The following is a 16,323-nucleotide window of genomic DNA, read 5'->3' on the forward strand; positions in this document are numbered from 1 at the left end:
CCAGCCAACCCAGCAAATCACTCGAGGTTGAAGGTGATCCTGAACGCAGCGCCCCCCAGAGGAGAATCCCCCAGGCTCAGCTCGGCGTCATAGCTGTCGACGATATCCTTGACCACCGCCAGCCCGATCCCCTGCCCTGGGTGCTGGCTGTCCAGCCGCTCCCCACGCTCCAGAATCCGCTCACGCTGGTGCGCCGGCACCCCCGGCCCGTCGTCCTCGATGCACAAGGTCAACTGCCCAGGCGCCTGCTCCAGGCTCACGCGCACCTGGCCCAGGCTCAGGCGGTAGGCGTTCTCCAGCAGGTTGCCCAGCAGCTCCAGCAACGCGCCCTGCTCCATCGGCACCTGCGCCGCATCGGGCAGTTGCAGCGTCACATCCACCCGCTTGTCCCGGTACACCTTGGCCAAGGTGCTGCACAGGCTTTCGAGCAACGGCCGCAGCAACACGCTGTGGCGTACCAGGCCGCTCTTGCGCAGGCTGGCGCGTTGCAGCTGGTAGTCGATCTGCTGGCTCATGCGCTCGATCTGGCTCTGCAGCACGCGCGCCTGCTCGCGCTCGCCGCTACGCTGCTGCAGGCTTTCGCCCACCCCCTGCAACACCGCCAGCGGCGTCTTCAGGCTGTGCGCCAGGTCATCGAGCGAATCACGGTAGCGCTGACGCTGCTCGCGCTCGCTGCGCAACAGGCGGTTCAGCGAGCCGGTCAGGCGCAGCAGCTCCCGTGGGTGTTCGCCACTCAGGCCATCCCGCACGCCCGACTCCACGTCGTCCAGCTCGCGGCTGAGCCGGCGCAACGAACGCAGGCCCCAGGTCAGGCCGGCCCACAGCAGCACCAGCAGCGCCAGCAAGGCCGCGCCAAAGCCCAGGTAGAGCTTTTCGCGCAGGCCATCGAGGGTGTGCTGGTATTCGCGCACCGGTTGCAGGGCAACGATGCTGTAGGCGGCGCTCTGGCCACCCAGCAGCTTGATCTCGACGTCATAGACGAAGAACTCTTCGCCATCGGCCTGGTGAATGCGGGCGAATTCGTTGCCGCGGCCGTCGTAGCGCGGGCGGTAGTTGACGTTCTGCGCGGCGGTTGCCCGCGACTGCCAGACCAGCTTGCCGTCGCGGTCGAAGATATAGCCGAGCAGGCCGGTGTACGGCAGGTTGTAACGCTCGTCCGGCAGCAGCGTCGGCATCTGCAGTTGACCATGTTCGATGCGCGCAGCGGAAATCAGGGTGGTCACATCCGAGGCCAGGCGTTGTTCGATCGACTCCTGCAGGGCCAGGCTGAAGGCCTTCTGCAAGGCCGGCAGCAGCGCCAGCATGAACAGCAGCGCCAGCACCGCGGCCGCCAGCATCAGGCGCACCCGCAGCGAACGGATCATCGGCAGCGCTCGGTGAACAGGTAGCCCAGGCCGCGCACGGTGTCGATCGGTTTGAAGCCGTGCTCGCCCTCGAGCTTGCGCCGCAGGCGGCCGACCAGCACTTCGATGACATTGGGGTCGCGTTCCTCGTCACCCGGGTACAGCTGCTCCATCAGGCGGTCCTTGGCCACCACCTGCTGGTGATGGCGCATGAGGTATTCGAGGATGCGGTATTCGTAGGCGGTCAGGGCCAGGGGCTGCTCGTCCAGCGTCGCCTGCTTGCGGTTGAGGTCGAGCACCAGCGGGCCGGCGGCAATGGTCGACTGGGTAAAGCCGCTGGAACGGCGCAGCAGGGCGTTCAGGCGTGCCTCGAGTTCTTCGAACTGGAACGGCTTGACCAGGTAGTCGTCGGCACCGGCGGCCAGGCCCTCGACCTTGTCCTGCCAGTTGCCGCGGGCGGTGAGGATGAGAATGGGGAAGGTCTTGTCCTGGCTGCGCAGGCGCGTGATCAGCTCCAGCCCGCTGATGCCGGGCAGGCCCAGGTCGATGATGGCCAGGTCGAAGTGGTATTGCCCGGCTTGGTACAGCGCCTCCTCGGCATCGGCGACCGCCTCGACCACATGGCCGCTTTCGCCCAGGCGGGTGTAGAGGTGATGGCGAAGCAGGGCTTCGTCCTCGACCACCAGCAGTTTCATGTGCAGCTCCTTGATATGTATTGCCTGTACCGGCCCTTTCGCGGGTAAACCCGCTCCCACAGGTACTGCACAGGTTTGAAGAACTGCGCGATCCCTGTGGGAGCGGGTTTACCCGCGAAAGGGCCGGTACAGGATAACCCGGCTCGCCCGTCAGAACTTGTAGCTTGCAGCCAGGTAGGTCTGCGCGCTGCTGGTCAGGCGCAGGGTGCCGTCCTTCGGCCCGCCGTGCGCACCCACTTCGGTGGCGGCGTTGGTACGCAGGTAACGGTAGCCCAGTTCCACCGAAGCCTTGTCGGTAATGTCCTGGATCACACCGGCCTGCAGGCCATACGCGTAACCGTAGTCGGTATCCCGGCTGGCACCCGGCGAGTCCTGGGTCAGCTTGGTCACGCCCAGGCTGCCGCCGCCGAACAGCTTGGTGGTGTCACCCACCGGCAGGAACAGGTCGTAGCTGCCCAGCAGGTTTTCCTGGCGCAGCTTCAGGCCGCTGTGGTCGCCCGAGACATTGTCGTAAGTCATGTAGTAGCGGCCCTGGTCATTGATCTTGCCCACGCGCACGCCCCAGGTGTCGTCCTTGCCGATGATGCCGTCGGCGTTGAGGTGGTCGGTGTTGCGCTGCAGCAGGCCGGACTTGCGAACCTTGTCGCTGGTCTGGCCGTAGGTCAGGCTGGCGAAGTTGTCGTCAGCGGCCTGGGCAGTGGTGATGCCAGCGGCGCAGACGGCCATGGCGGCAAGCAGGGTGTTGAAGGTTTTCATGGCTGGATACTCCAGTTGAGTGCGCTGTTTCGGTCTGGAAGCTAGAGTAAGCAGGGCACCCTGAACCGCGACTGAACCCTGGCTGAACCTCGGCTGAACGAACCGTTTGCAGAACAAGGAGTAGTGACCATGCGCGCCCTGCTGGCCTTGACCCTGATGTGCAGCGCCGCCCTCGCCCAAGCGGCGGTACAAACCCGCGAAATCCCCTACCAGGACGCCGACGGCAACCGCCTGGTCGGCTACTACGCCTATGATGACGCCATCGAAGGCAAGCGCCCCGGCATTGTCGTAGTGCATGAATGGTGGGGGCTGAACGACTACGTCAAGCGCCGCGCCCGCGAGCTTGCGGCGCTGGGCTACAACGCGCTGGCCATCGACATGTATGGCGACGGCAAGCAAACCGAACACCCTGCCGACGCCAAGGCGTTCATGACAGCGGCGACGAAAGACCCCAAGGCCGCGGAGCGGCGCTTCGATGCCGGCCTGGAGCTGCTCAAGCTGCAGCCCAATACCAACAAGCACCAGTTGGGGGCAGTGGGTTACTGCTTTGGCGGCAAGGTGGCGCTGGATGCCGCGCGGCGAGGGGAAAAGCTCGATGGCGTGGTGAGCTTCCACGCCCCGCTGGGCACGCAGACACCGGCCAGGCCGGGCGTGGTGCGGGCCGATATCCTGGTGGAGCATGGTGCGGCGGACTCCCTGGTGACCGAGCAGCAGGTGGAAGCGTTCAAGAAGGAAATGGATGCAGCCAAGGTCAACTACCAGTTCGTCAGTATTCCCGGGGCCAAGCACGGGTTCAGCAACCCGAATTCGGACCGCATGGGGCACGGTGAACATGGCGGGCCGGATATTGCCTACAGCAAGGCGGCGGATGAGAGCTCCTGGGCGGATATGCAGGCGTTCTTCAAGAAGGTGTTCAAGTAAGGATTGCCGGGGCCGATGTGGGAGCGGCCTTGCGTCGCGAAAGGGGCGCGAAGCGGCCCCAGGATCTCAGCAGTTCTGCAAAATCGCCGGGGGGCGCTGCGCGCCCCTTTCGCGACGCAAGGCCGCTCCCACAAGGATGCATTGCCACGCTGGCTCCCTTAGTGCCCGTACAGCTGGCACAATACCCCCCATGAACACACTCCCCGCCTGCTGCGCCCCGCTCCAGCACCACTGGCCCCTGCCTCGCCCACTACCCGGCGCGGTGTTGGTCAGTTGTTACTTCGACCCCGCCCGCCTGGCACCCGACGACTTTCAGCGCGCCGGCGTCGTGCCAGGCGCCAGCCTGCAGCGCTCGGTGGCCAAGCGTCAGGCCGAGTACCTGGCCGGCCGGGTATGTGCCCGCGCCGCGCTGCAGCGCCTGGACGGCCGTGACTACGTGCCCGGTACCCACGAGGACCGTTCGCCCATCTGGCCCGCCGGCATCCACGGCTCGATCACCCACGGCAAAGGCTGGGCTGCCGCCGTGGTTGCTGCCGAGGGCAGTTGCCAGGGCCTGGGCCTGGATCAGGAAGCACTGCTGGATGACCAGCGTGCCGAGCGGCTGATGGGTGAAATCCTCACCCCGCCCGAACTCGAGCGCCTGGACCGCCGCCAGCTCGGCCTTGCCGTCACCCTGACCTTCTCGCTGAAGGAAAGCCTGTTCAAGACGCTCTACCCGCTGACCCGCCAGCGCTTCTACTTCGAGCACGCCGAAGTGCTGGACTGGTCCGCCGAAGGCCTGGCCCGCCTGCGCCTGCTCACCGACCTGTCGCCGCAGTGGCGGAATGGCGCCGAACTGCAGGGCCAGTTCTGCCTGCAGGACGGCCACCTGCTCAGCCTGGTCAGCGTCTGACCGTCACAACGGTGCCTGCTGCCGTGGCCAGTTCAGGCTGAAGCAGGCACCGCCCAGCGCGGCGCTGCGCCCCACCGTGGCCCGCCCCGCGTGCCAGTAGATGATCCGCCGCACGATAGACAGGCCCAGGCCATGCCCGCCCGAAGCGCGGGTACGGCTGTCGTCGAGGCGGGTGAACGGTGTGAAGATACGGTCCCAGACGCCCTCGGGGATGCCCGGGCCGTCATCCTCCACGTCGATGCGGCAGCGTTGCTGCCCCAACTGGTAGCTCAGGCGCACCTCGGCCTCTGCGTGGCGCATGGCGTTGCCCACCAGGTTCTGCAGGGCCCGGTGCAGGTAGCGCGGTTCGGCCTCGACCCAGGCGCCTTCGCCATCGGCGCCGTGGCACTCACCGCGCACCACCCGTACCTCGGCACGCAGCGGCGCGAGCTCTTCGATCACCCGGTCGAGCAAGGCATCCAGGTCTACCCGCTCGAACTTCAGCGCCGGTGCGCCCTGCTCCAGGCGGGCGTAGGTGAGCATCTCGTCGACCAACTTGTCGAGGTCCTGGATATCGCCGTCCATGCCCGCCAGGTGCTTGGCCCGGGCCTGCTCGGTGGTGGCACTTTCGATCATCTCCAGGCCAAAGCGCAGGCGTGCCACCGGCGTGCGCAGCTCGTGGGAAACCGCCCGCACCAGCTCGCGCTGCATGGTCAGCGAGCGCTGCAGGTGCTCGGCCATGCCGTTGAAGGCCGCGGCCAGGCGCCCCACCGAGTCGGCGTCGCCGGCCGGCACACGGGTGTCCAGGCTGCCCTGGGCGATGCGCGTGGCGGCAATCTCCAGCCCCGACACACGCCGCTCCAGTTGGCGCACCAGCAGGTAGACCACCAGGCCGATCAGGCACAGGCCAAGAAAGGTGATCAGGATCAGCAACTGCGGAGGATACGGGTTGAGCTGGTACAGCGGGCCGATTTCCAGCACCCAGGGCGAACCCGCCAGCCCGGCGAACACGCGGATCGAGTCACCATCCTTGCCCAGGGCCATGACCGTGTCGCCCTCCTCGACCCGGCGCCGCTGGTCATCGTCCAGGCTCACCCGCTCGATGCGCTGCAGGGCCACGCCAAAGCCGAAGCCCTTTTCTTGCTTGATCTGTGCCAGGCGCTGCTGCTGTTCGGTCACCGGGTAGCGCACCAGTTCGTCGGCCAACAGATAGAGGGTGGCCCGCGCCAGTTGCTCGCTGATCTGTTTGATCTGCGCTACCAGCATCAGGTCTTCCTGGCCGACCTTGCGCAGCACCTGGGCCGCATGCGGGCCGGTCTTCTCGACCACCACCAGGCCGCGGTACAGGCGCGCCCGCTGGCCGCCATCGAGTGTGCGCGCGGTCATCGGTTGCAGCGCCAGCGGCACGCCGAGCAGGCGCTCCCAGATCAGCAGCGAGCGCTTGCGCTCGGTGTCGTTCTGCAGCGCCAGGTTGTCGGCCATCAGGCTGAAGGTACCCTGGGCCAGGCCCTCGCGGTGCTGGGCGGCACGCACTTCGTTGACCAGGTGCAGGCTGAGCACCCCGAGCAGGGCCACCAGCACCAGCACGGCCAGCATGCCGCCATAGATGCGCAGGAAGATCGAGTTGTTCATGGGGCCTCGCCGACGAACAGGTAGCCCTTGCTGCGCAGGGTCTTGATCAGCCTTGGCTGGAGCGGGTCGTCGCCGATCTTGGGGCGGATCCTGGAGATGCGTATGTCGATGGAGCGGTCCTGGCCGTCGTAGCCGACGCCACGTAGTGCAGTGAAGATCTGTTCGCGCGTCAGCACCCGGCCGGCGTTGCTGGCCAACAGCCAGAGCAGGTCGAATTCGGCGCCGGTCAGTTCGATCAGCTGTTCACCCAAACGCGCCTCCCGCAGGCGATTGTCGATGCGCAGCGCGCCGAAGGCCAGGTCCTGGCGCTTGCTGTCCGGTGCTTCGCTGCGGCGCAGCAGGGCCTGAATGCGTGCCAGCAGCAGGCGTGGGCGTACGGGTTTGCAGACGTAGTCGTCGGCCCCCAGGTCCAGGCCCTGGACCTGGTCGAGTTCATCGCTGCGGGCGGTCAGCATGAGGATCGGGCCGGGGTACTGGCTGCGCACCCGGCGGCAGATGCTCAGGCCGTCCTCGCCGGGCAGCATCAGGTCGAGAATGACCAGGTCGGGCTGGCTGTCGACGATGCGCCGCGCGGCGCGGGCGCCATCGCCCTCGACGCTGACTTCGTAGCCGTTGGCCTGCAGGTACTCGGCGGTGAGCTCGGCCAGGCGCTGGTCGTCTTCGACGATGAGGATGCGGGGTGCGGGGTGGTCCATGGCTTGTGCCTATGTTTGTTGTTTTTCTATGGCCTGTGCCGGCCCCTTCGCGGGTGAACCCGCTCCCACAGGGACCGAGCCGCTTTCGAAGCCTGTGCAATACCTGTGGGAGCGGGTTCACCCGCGAAAGGGCCAGCACAGGCAACATAACCCTTTAACCAAAAAGCAACATCCCCTCGGAATACTACGGCTGCCATCCGGTACTGCCAACCTGCCAGCAGCCCCTCGACTGAACCGTTTTTTGTGATAGGGTTCGCGCCCGAAAAATTCTGCCCCGGGGCAGCAAGGCGCAGAAAAATACTGCAAACCACTTGGCACAAGGCCTACAGCGAATACCCACCATTCACTCACAAAGTACGCACAAGTTATCCACAGGCGCTCGCCTTGCAAAGCCCCCAATACCGCATTATCTTGTATCCCGATCGCAGCGAACCACTAGATATAGGGGTTCGTGCAAAATCACACACAAAAGTCAACCCGCAAAATCAAGCGATTTTTTCGGGTGAACTTCAAGTGATTCCAGCAGCCAAACCGCTCCTGCGGAGGCGACCGAGGCAAGCCCTTCCAGGGCCTTGTTCGGGCATGGGTGTTACAGGCCAGGCCTGGCATCCATCAGCAACAGTTTTTGGGCCCGGCCCAGAACCTTTGACTTCGGCCAGGGAGCGGCGAGCCAATTGCCCTTATTCCTGAGTCTGTCCCGAAGTTGGTACGCCCGCGCGGGCGGATGCGCATGCATTGCCCATCCCCGCCGGGCCATCGAGCAAGTGGACGGAACGGTGGGCGCCCAAAAGGCGCCTGAACAATATAGAAACTGTGGAGACACCCACCCATGCAAACCGACACAACTCGCGAGAACCCGCAGGCCAAGGTGCCGCAGGCCGCCGATTCCAACCAGGATCTGGCCGCCACCGCTCCCGGCCAACTGCGTGTGATCAAGCGTAACGGCACTGTCGTCCCCTACACCGACGACAAGATCACCGTGGCCATCACCAAGGCGTTCCTCGCAGTTGAAGGCGGCACCGCCGCCGCTTCGTCGCGCATCCACGACACCGTCGCGCGCCTGACCGAGCAGGTCACCGCCACGTTCAAGCGTCGCATGCCATCGGGTGGCACCATCCACATCGAAGAAATCCAGGACCAGGTCGAACTGGCCCTGATGCGCGCCGGCGAGCAGAAGGTCGCCCGTGACTACGTGATCTACCGCGAGCAGCGCGCCAAGGAGCGTGCCACCCGCGTCAACACCGAGTCCGTGGTCGAGCCGCACCCAAGCATCCGCATCACCCTGGCCGACGGCAGCCTGGCGCCGCTCGACATGGCCCGCCTGAACACCATCATCAGCGAAGCCTGCGAAGGCCTGGCCGAAGTCGATGGCGACCTGATCCAGCGCGACACCCTGAAGAACCTGTACGACGGCGTGGCCATCAAGGACGTCAACACCGCCCTGGTGATGACCGCCCGTACCCTGGTCGAGCGCGAGCCGAACTACTCGTTCGTTACCGCCCGCCTGCTGATGGACACCCTGCGCGCCGAAGGCCTGGGCTTCCTGAACGTGGCCGAGAGCGCCACCCACCACGAAATGGCCGACCTGTACGCCAAGGCCCTGCCGGCCTACATCGACAAAGGCGTCGAGTTCGAGCTGCTGGACCCGGCCCTGAAAGGCTACGACCTGGACCGCCTGGGCAAGGCCATCGACCACGAGCGTGACCAGCAATTCACCTACCTGGGCCTGCAGACCCTGTACGACCGCTACTTCATCCACAAGGATGGCGTGCGCTTCGAGCTGCCACAGGTGTTCTTCATGCGTGTGGCCATGGGCCTGGCGCTGGAAGAGAAAGACAAAGAAGCCCGTGCCATCGAGTTCTACAACCTGTTGTCGTCCTTCGACTACATGGCCTCGACCCCGACCCTGTTCAACGCCGGTACCCTGCGCCCGCAGCTGTCCAGCTGCTACCTGACCACCGTGCCGGACGACCTGTCGGGCATCTACCACGCGATCCACGACAACGCCATGCTGTCGAAATTCGCCGGTGGCCTGGGCAACGACTGGACCCCTGTGCGTGCACTGGGCTCCTACATCAAGGGCACCAACGGCAAGTCGCAGGGCGTGGTTCCGTTCCTGAAAGTGGTCAACGACACCGCCGTTGCCGTCAACCAGGGTGGCAAGCGCAAGGGCGCCGTGTGTGCCTACCTGGAAACCTGGCACCTGGACATCGAAGAATTCATCGAGCTGCGCAAGAACACCGGTGATGACCGTCGTCGTACCCACGACATGAACACCGCCAACTGGATCCCTGACCTGTTCATGAAGCGTGTCTTCGATGACGGCAAGTGGACCCTGTTCTCGCCTTCGGAAGTGCCAGACCTGCACGACCTGACCGGCAAGGCCTTCGAAGAGCGCTACGAGTACTACGAAGCCCTGACCGAGTACAACAAGATCAAGGTGTTCAAGACCATCCAGGCCAAAGACCTGTGGCGCAAGATGCTGTCGATGCTGTTCGAGACCGGCCACCCGTGGCTGACCTTCAAGGACCCGTGCAACCTGCGTTCGCCGCAGCAGCACGTGGGCGTGGTCCACAGCTCGAACCTGTGCACCGAGATCACCCTGAACACCAACAAGGACGAGATCGCGGTCTGCAACCTGGGCTCGATCAACCTGCCGAACCACATCGTCGACGGCAAGCTGGACACCGCCAAGCTGCAACGCACCGTGAACACCGCCGTGCGCATGCTCGACAACGTGATCGACATCAACTACTACTCGGTGCCGCAAGCGCGTAACTCGAACTTCAAGCACCGCCCGGTCGGCCTGGGCATCATGGGCTTCCAGGATGCGCTGTACCTGCAGCACATTCCGTACGGCTCCGATGCTGCCGTCGAGTTCGCCGACAAGTCGATGGAAGCGGTCAGCTTCTACGCCATCCAGGCGTCCTGCGACCTGGCCGACGAGCGCGGTGCGTACGAGACCTTCCAGGGTTCGCTGTGGTCCAAGGGCATCCTGCCGCTGGATTCGCAACAGATCCTGATCGAGGCCCGTGGCGCCAAGTACATCGACGTCAACCTGGAAGAGTCCCTGGACTGGGCCCCGGTGCGCGAGCGCGTCAAGAAAGGTATTCGTAACTCGAACATCATGGCCATCGCGCCGACCGCGACCATCGCCAACATCACCGGCGTGTCGCAGTCCATCGAGCCGACCTACCAGAACCTGTACGTGAAATCGAACCTGTCGGGCGAGTTCACCGTGATCAACCCGTACCTGGTCCGCGACCTGAAGGCCCGTGGCCTGTGGGACTCGGTAATGATCAACGACCTCAAGTACTACGACGGTTCGGTGCAGCAGATCGAGCGTATTCCGCAAGAGCTGAAGGACCTGTACGCCACCGCGTTCGAAGTCGAGACCAAGTGGATCGTCGATGCCGCCTCGCGTCGCCAGAAGTGGATCGACCAGGCCCAGTCGCTGAACCTGTACATCGCCGGCGCCTCGGGCAAGAAGCTGGACGTGACCTACCGCATGGCCTGGTACCGTGGTCTGAAGACCACCTACTACCTCCGTGCCCTGGCCGCGACCAGCACCGAGAAGTCGACCATCAACACCGGCAAGCTCAACGCCGTTTCCAGCGGTGGCGACAGCGCCCCGGTCCAGGCAGCCGGCCCTGCGCCAGTGCCGAAGGCCTGCGCGATCGACGAGCCTGACTGCGAAGCCTGCCAGTAAGGCCAGGCCGAGGCTTCCTGCGGGAAGCCTCAACGCGTTTTCCGCACCACTGCGGACCCTGTGGGAGCGGGTTCACCCGCGATGAGGCCGGCACTCCCGCCGCCTCTCCACAGCCAGACACAACAAGCCGTGGCTACAAAGCCGCGGCCAGCCCTTTTCGGGCACCTCAGATTTGCGTGCACCGCACCGCAACCAAGATCCACCGGCCATACTTGATAGATGGCCCTCAAGCAGGAGAATCTCACCATGCTGAGTTGGGACGAATTCGATAAAGAAGACGGCGAAGTAGCCGCCAAAGGCAACACCCCTGCGCAGGCCGCTGCCGCCGCCACCCTCGACAAGCTCGACAGCGCCGGTGGTGCCGCCGCCCTGGAAGCCCGTGCCGCCACCGCCGACGACTCCGACGCCGTCAAGCGCGCCAAGGCTGCCCTGAACGACCTCGACATCGCCGAAGGCCTGGCCGAGCTGGAAGGCTCCGGCGCCCGCGTGCGTGTTGACGAAAAGCGCATGATCAACTGCCGCGCCGACCTCAACCAGCTGGTACCGTTCAAGTACGACTGGGCCTGGCAGAAGTACCTGGACGGCTGCGCCAACCACTGGATGCCGCAAGAGGTCAACATGACCGCCGACATCGCCCTGTGGAAGAGCATGGACGGCCTGACCGAAGACGAGCGTCGCATCGTCATGCGCAACCTCGGCTTCTTCTCCACTGCCGACTCGCTGGTAGCCAACAACCTGGCCCTGGCCGTGTACCGCCTGATCACCAACCCGGAGTGCCGCCAGTACATCCTGCGCCAGGCCTTCGAAGAGGCGATCCACACCCACGCCTACCAGTACTGCATCGAGTCGCTGGGCATGGATGAAGGCGAGATCTTCAACATGTACCACGAGATCCCATCGGTAGCGAAGAAAGCCGCCTGGGGCCTGAAGTACACCCGCGCCATCTCCGATCCGGAATTCAACACCGGCACCGTCGAAACCGACAAAGAGCTGCTGCGCAACCTGATCGCCTACTACTGCGTGCTGGAAGGCATCTTCTTCTACTGCGGCTTCACCCAGATCCTGTCCATGGGCCGCCGCAACAAGATGACCGGCGTGGCCGAGCAGTTCCAGTACATCCTGCGTGACGAGTCGATGCACCTGAACTTCGGTATCGACGTGATCAACCAGATCAAGATCGAGAACCCGCACCTGTGGGATGCGGCGATGAAGGAAGAAGCGACCCAGATGATCCTGCAAGGGACCCAGCTGGAGATCGAATACGCCCGTGACACCATGCCACGCGGCGTGCTGGGCATGAACGCAGCGATGATGGAGGACTACCTCAAGTTCATCGCCAACCGTCGCCTGACCCAGATTGGTCTGAAGGAAGAGTACCCAGGGACTACCAACCCATTCCCGTGGATGAGCGAGATCATGGACTTGAAGAAAGAGAAGAACTTCTTCGAGACCCGCGTGATTGAGTATCAGACTGGTGGGGCGTTGAGCTGGGATTGATATCCGAGCGAGCATAGAGAAGGCTGCCGATTGGCAGCCTTTTTTATTGGCCGGGAAAAACCGAAGAGGAAGCTTCCTACAAGGTTCTCATTGTGACTTTTGTAGCGTCGCGATAACGTCTGCCGGCGCTTAAGAACGCTCACGCAGCGGTATTCCGTTCCCGTTAGCAGCGGCTCTCCAAATCAGGATGGCCAAGATGGACAGTTTCAATGCACCTACCCTTTTCACCCGCCACAACCGCCCCCTCCACACCCTCTGGCTCGAATCCCAAGCCTGGTTCTGCGCCCACGAACTCGGCCGGCTGAGTGGTCACTTCTACGACGAACACTGCATGCGCAAGCTCGACCCGGATCAGTACCGCTCCGTGCAGTTGCTGCGCTATGGCAAGTACCAGGAAACCACGATGGTCAGCGAATCCGGGGCCTATACCTTGTTGGCGCATCACCATGTGCCGGAGAACCGGTATTTGCGCTGGTGGCTGACGCATGAGGTAGTGGCGGTGCTGCGTGATCGGCAGGCGGACGGGGTGGAGGATGTCCCGCGACTGGGGCAGATGTGCTGGCCTGGGGGGCGGAGCGCGACGTTGTTGTATTGGCAGAGTGAGCCTTGGGTGAGGATGCGGGATATGCCGGTGGTGCTGGCTGGGGAAGTGCAACAGCTGCCGCCGGTAGAGAAGCCGAAGTTGAGTTGGCGGGAGTGTGCGCAGCGGGCGCTGCGGTTGCATGGGGTTTAAGCGGCGGTTTTGCCTGGGCGGGCCTCTTCGCGGGTGAACCCGCTCCCACAGGTACTGCGCTGGCTTCGGGATCACGCTGTACCTGTGGGAGCGGCCGTGGCCGCGAACACCGGCGCAGCCGGTGCCATGCACCGCGTCGCCTGATTCGCGGGCTTGCCCGCTCCCACAGGTACTGCGCTGGCTTCAGGATCACGCTGTACCTGTGGGAGCGGCCGTGGCCGCGAACACCGGCGCAGCCGGTGCCATGCACCGCTTCGCCTGCTTCGCGGGCTTGCCCGCTCCCACAGGTATTGCGCTGGCTTCGGGATCACGCTGTACCTGTGGGAGCGGCCGTGGCCGCGAACACCGGCGCAGCCGGTGCCATCCACCGCGTCGCCTGATTCGCGGGCTTGCCCGCTCCCACAGGTACTGCGCTGGCTTCAGGTTAACGCTGTACCTGTGGGAGCGGCTTTAGCCGCGAACACCGGCGCAGCCGGTGCCATCCACCAAGGCGCGCTTCGCGGGCTTGCCCGCTCCCACAAATGCCGGTGACATCCACAGCTAGTTCATTTGCTTGCCTACAACACCACTGCCCTGCTACTTCCCCTCCCCACCCGGCTCCACTCGCTGCACCACGATCTGCATATGGCTCGCCATGTCGCTCAGTATCACCTCCCCTTCCTTGTACTCCGGGGTGATCATCAGCGAGCGGACAAAATGCTCGTTGCCACCTTCGCGCTTTTGCACGTTCTCGAACGCCACGATGATCGTGTCGTTGCGCCAGTTGCTGATGTCGAAACCGCCCGCAGCAACGAACTCACTAATGTCGCGCTCGTCGTTGAACACATTGGCAGGCAGGATCAGCAGGCGGTCCTTGAGAAACACCTGATAATACTGGCGAGGCCCCACCGGCCAGTTCTGCTCCACCACGTGTTCGATGCGCCAGTGATGGACGTTATTCTCATAGACCACGACACGCTCGACCTTATGGCCATTGCAAGCAACGAGCAAGGGCAATAGCAAACCACCGAGCCAGGTACGCTTTCGGCGCAGATTCATCCCGATCCCCTCGTTACATCAGAGAAAGGTGTCATTTAGAGGTTTTAGCCGCGCGACGGTTGAATTTACGGATGTCCCGATACTCCACCAGGCGCACGCGCATCTCGCGGTAACGCTGGCTGTTGATGATCAGCAGAGCCAGCAAACCGAACACCAGGACGGAAATGTACGCCCCCATGTGCGGGCGATAACCGTAGCTGGGCAATGCGGCGAGCAAGGCAACCACGAGGATGCCGATCACACCGCGCACGCCCCAGGCAAAGCCACGCACCATGGCGATATGCGAGGCGACGCTCAGTACACCGGCTGCCGCCAGCACCATCACCGAGAGTTCAGGGTCTGAGCTGCGCATATAGGTGGAGAACACCAGCGAGACGGTGCCGCCCAGCGCCATGCAGGAAAGGAAAAACTCGGCAATGAACACGCCGAAATAACGGGAAAGAAACGCTTGCAGCTCCTGGTCACGGGTCACTCGGTAATCTCCTCGTAAAGCCCCACTGCAACCGATTGCACGAAGCTACTGCTGCCAAAGCCCGACAAGCCGCCTATCGAGTCTTTGATCAAGGTACGCGTGGCATGCTGAATTTCGGTAGGGGTAAAACGTTTGATCGCAGTACCCGCCGCTTGCTTCAGCTTGAGCTGCTTGGCGGTGAGCGACGGATGCTTGATGAGCAGAAGCTCCTCGGCCAGCGCCTTGCGTTGCTGCCGCGACAGGCTATGGAACAGCTCCCTCCAGCCCTTGCCGGTCGCCGCTTTGCGAGCCTGCAGGAACCGCACGGTGTTCAGGCTCGATGCGCCCACACCTGCCAGCGCGACGCCGTCCAGTATGCTCATCACGGTCTGGACCGTGTCGTTACTGTCGAGCCAGTCGTTCTGCCCTGGGTCGAACACTTCGTTGAACACTCGGTACCCGCCCATCATGCACTGCCCGGTACCCGCAGCCGCGGCGGCATAACCGACCGCCGTCAACACCATGCTGGCGCCGCCAGTGAACGGTACGGCAATGGTGCCACTGAACATGACGACCCAACCAAGATAGGCCGAGAGGCAACCCAGACTGGCGTTCACGGCCTCTGCCATCACCTTGCGCTCACGCGCGCCGGTTTGCAGCTGGGTCATGAACTGTTCAGGTGACTTGTAAGGTGCTGCCTCCTGCAGAATCACACGCTTGGGCGCAATGCTGCAGATAGGCTTGAATTCGCGAAGCACGATCACGTTGTACTGGGCATCGATATAGACAACACCAGCACCCACGATACCCGGGTCGGCATCGATGGCCCTGAACAGCTTCTGCTGGTCGACGGTCAGCAGCAGCCGCTGACGCGCCATTTGCTGCCGGTAGCCGCCCAGGGCGCCGGACATCAGATCAGTCACGACAACTCTCCTTGATTACAAAAGCCGCTGCGCCGGCCCACGCACGCCCCGTGCAGGTCAGGCGACCTGCCAGGGGGCTGCACGTGCACCGGCGCGAGCGCAACGGAGCGTGGGTTACACGTTCGGGCAAGGCACCGGCGCCCAGTCACCCATGTCGGGGCTGCGGCACATCTTGTTGACCTGGTCGACGCCAGCATTGGCCACCTGCTGGGCTTCGGCTTTCTTGGTAGTGGCCTTCTGCAGGGTCTTCTCGGTGGCGACCGCCTCTTGCGGCACGTTCTTGTTCACCTTGACGGCCTGGGTTTTCTTCTTGCCAGTGGTGGTCTTTGGCGGCTCAGCCACGGTTGCCACATCGGTACGGGCCACGCCAACCTGCTTGAGGTCCTGCTCGTAGGCCTGGGTGTAGTTGTCGAGGTTTTCCGCAACACGGCCATTGACGGTGGCCAGCAGCTTGTTCGACTCCTGCAGGCCCGAGACGATCTCGGCCAGGCGTTTGCGCCCTTCGGTGTCGTTGATGCGGTTGGCCTTGCGGCCGTCGATCAGGCTGGTGAACTCACGCTGGTAGCAGCTCTGCGAAGCCTTGGCATAGGCCGTGGTGCGGTCCAGGTCGGCAGCGCTCTTGTCGATATCGGTGGCGTACGAGGCAATGCGCTGCTTGTCGTCACTGATCTGCTTCTGGCGCTCGGTGTAGTAACCGGCCGCACCGCCCACCAGGGCACCACCCGCCGCACCGATGGCTGCGTTGCGGCCGCGGTTGTCGCCGTCGACCAGGGCGCCGGTCAAGGCACCGCCGAGGGCCCCAATGACGGCGCCTGTGGCAACCGAGCGGGTCATGTCACCGTCGGTGGAGCGCAGGTGCTGCACGGGCTCGTAGCAGCTCGGGTAGTACTCGACCTTGGTCGTGGCACCAACCTTGGACACCGGAGAGCTGGAGCAGCCCGCCAGCAGGACAGTGCTGAAACCGGCGGCGAGCAGCAGGGCGGAACGGGCATGGGTAGCCGTGAAGATGGTCTTGAACATGTCACTTTCTCACGTGGGTGGTTAAAACGGGGGGCTTCA

Annotated in this window: 14 protein-coding genes; 5 read left to right on the forward strand and 9 right to left on the reverse strand. The window is 63.9% G+C overall.

Annotated elements, in window-relative coordinates; translation table 11 throughout:
* Nucleotides 1-17: 17 nt before the first annotated feature.
* The 3 genes from ABX298_RS04135 to ABX298_RS04145 all read right to left on the reverse strand — a co-directional run bounded on the left by ABX298_RS04135 (nucleotide 18) and on the right by ABX298_RS04145 (nucleotide 2,794).
* Nucleotides 18-1,364 carry an ATP-binding protein gene (locus ABX298_RS04135; protein ID WP_075046077.1) on the reverse strand — a complete coding sequence of 449 codons (1,347 nt, stop codon included), beginning with the start codon at nucleotides 1,362-1,364 and terminating at the stop codon, nucleotides 18-20.
* Nucleotides 1,361-2,038, reverse strand: coding sequence for a response regulator (locus tag ABX298_RS04140; protein WP_025340281.1), 678 nt, complete (start codon nucleotides 2,036-2,038; stop codon nucleotides 1,361-1,363). The genes ABX298_RS04135 and ABX298_RS04140 overlap by 4 nt, the downstream gene beginning before the upstream one ends.
* 150 nt (nucleotides 2,039-2,188) lie before the next feature.
* Entirely contained in the window at nucleotides 2,189-2,794 is a 606-nt protein-coding gene (locus ABX298_RS04145) for an outer membrane beta-barrel protein (protein ID WP_013973837.1), read from the reverse strand.
* Between the two features lie 129 nt (nucleotides 2,795-2,923).
* Between ABX298_RS04145 and ABX298_RS04150 the strand changes: the two genes are divergently transcribed.
* The gene (locus ABX298_RS04150) at nucleotides 2,924-3,715 is read left to right on the forward strand and encodes a dienelactone hydrolase family protein (RefSeq protein ID WP_367394108.1); all 792 of its coding nucleotides are present in this window, start codon (nucleotides 2,924-2,926) and stop codon (nucleotides 3,713-3,715) included.
* A gap of 190 nt (nucleotides 3,716-3,905) precedes the next feature.
* Nucleotides 3,906-4,607, forward strand: a complete 702-nt coding sequence (locus ABX298_RS04155) for a 4'-phosphopantetheinyl transferase (protein WP_367394109.1) — start codon at nucleotides 3,906-3,908, stop codon at nucleotides 4,605-4,607.
* A 3-nt stretch (nucleotides 4,608-4,610) separates the two neighbouring features.
* Here the strand turns inward: ABX298_RS04155 and ABX298_RS04160 are convergent, their stop codons facing one another.
* Nucleotides 4,611-6,218, reverse strand: coding sequence for an ATP-binding protein (locus tag ABX298_RS04160; RefSeq protein ID WP_367394110.1), 1,608 nt, complete (start codon nucleotides 6,216-6,218; stop codon nucleotides 4,611-4,613).
* Nucleotides 6,215-6,913: a response regulator transcription factor gene (locus ABX298_RS04165; protein ID WP_085590720.1), complete on the reverse strand. Its 699-nt coding sequence runs from the start codon at nucleotides 6,911-6,913 to the stop codon at nucleotides 6,215-6,217. The genes ABX298_RS04160 and ABX298_RS04165 overlap by 4 nt, the downstream gene beginning before the upstream one ends.
* An 829-nt stretch (nucleotides 6,914-7,742) precedes the next feature.
* Here ABX298_RS04165 and ABX298_RS04170 point away from each other — a divergent pair.
* The 3 genes from ABX298_RS04170 (at nucleotide 7,743) to ABX298_RS04180 (ending at nucleotide 12,852) form a co-directional block, all read left to right on the forward strand.
* A complete protein-coding gene (locus tag ABX298_RS04170; RefSeq protein WP_025340287.1) occupies nucleotides 7,743-10,622 on the forward strand; it encodes a ribonucleoside-diphosphate reductase subunit alpha in 2,880 nt (959 codons plus the stop codon).
* Nucleotides 10,623-10,868: 246 nt separating this feature from the next.
* Entirely contained in the window at nucleotides 10,869-12,119 is a 1,251-nt protein-coding gene (locus ABX298_RS04175; RefSeq protein ID WP_024087598.1) for a ribonucleotide-diphosphate reductase subunit beta, read from the forward strand.
* A 196-nt stretch (nucleotides 12,120-12,315) separates the two neighbouring features.
* On the forward strand, nucleotides 12,316-12,852 hold the full coding sequence (locus tag ABX298_RS04180; RefSeq protein ID WP_367394111.1) for a Bro-N domain-containing protein: 537 nt from the start codon (nucleotides 12,316-12,318) through the stop codon (nucleotides 12,850-12,852).
* A gap of 576 nt (nucleotides 12,853-13,428) precedes the next feature.
* Here ABX298_RS04180 and ABX298_RS04185 read toward each other — a convergent pair.
* The 4 genes from ABX298_RS04185 to tagQ all read right to left on the reverse strand — a co-directional run bounded on the left by ABX298_RS04185 (nucleotide 13,429) and on the right by tagQ (nucleotide 16,284).
* The gene (locus ABX298_RS04185) at nucleotides 13,429-13,890 is read right to left on the reverse strand and encodes a hypothetical protein (RefSeq protein WP_317410316.1); all 462 of its coding nucleotides are present in this window, start codon (nucleotides 13,888-13,890) and stop codon (nucleotides 13,429-13,431) included.
* 31 nt (nucleotides 13,891-13,921) lie between these two features.
* Entirely contained in the window at nucleotides 13,922-14,362 is a 441-nt protein-coding gene (locus ABX298_RS04190) for a hypothetical protein (RefSeq protein WP_367394112.1), read from the reverse strand.
* Nucleotides 14,359-15,252 carry an NAD synthetase gene (locus tag ABX298_RS04195; protein WP_367394113.1) on the reverse strand — a complete coding sequence of 298 codons (894 nt, stop codon included), beginning with the start codon at nucleotides 15,250-15,252 and terminating at the stop codon, nucleotides 14,359-14,361. The genes ABX298_RS04190 and ABX298_RS04195 overlap by 4 nt, the downstream gene beginning before the upstream one ends.
* Nucleotides 15,253-15,378: 126 nt before the next feature.
* Nucleotides 15,379-16,284 carry a type VI secretion system-associated lipoprotein TagQ gene (tagQ, locus tag ABX298_RS04200; protein WP_075046086.1) on the reverse strand — a complete coding sequence of 302 codons (906 nt, stop codon included), beginning with the start codon at nucleotides 16,282-16,284 and terminating at the stop codon, nucleotides 15,379-15,381.
* Nucleotides 16,285-16,323 lie beyond the last annotated feature (39 nt).

Origin of the sequence: Pseudomonas sp. X4 (assembly GCF_040784925.1) — a bacterium.
In the GTDB taxonomy this organism is placed as follows: Bacteria; Pseudomonadota; Gammaproteobacteria; order Pseudomonadales; family Pseudomonadaceae; genus Aquipseudomonas; species Aquipseudomonas putida_Z.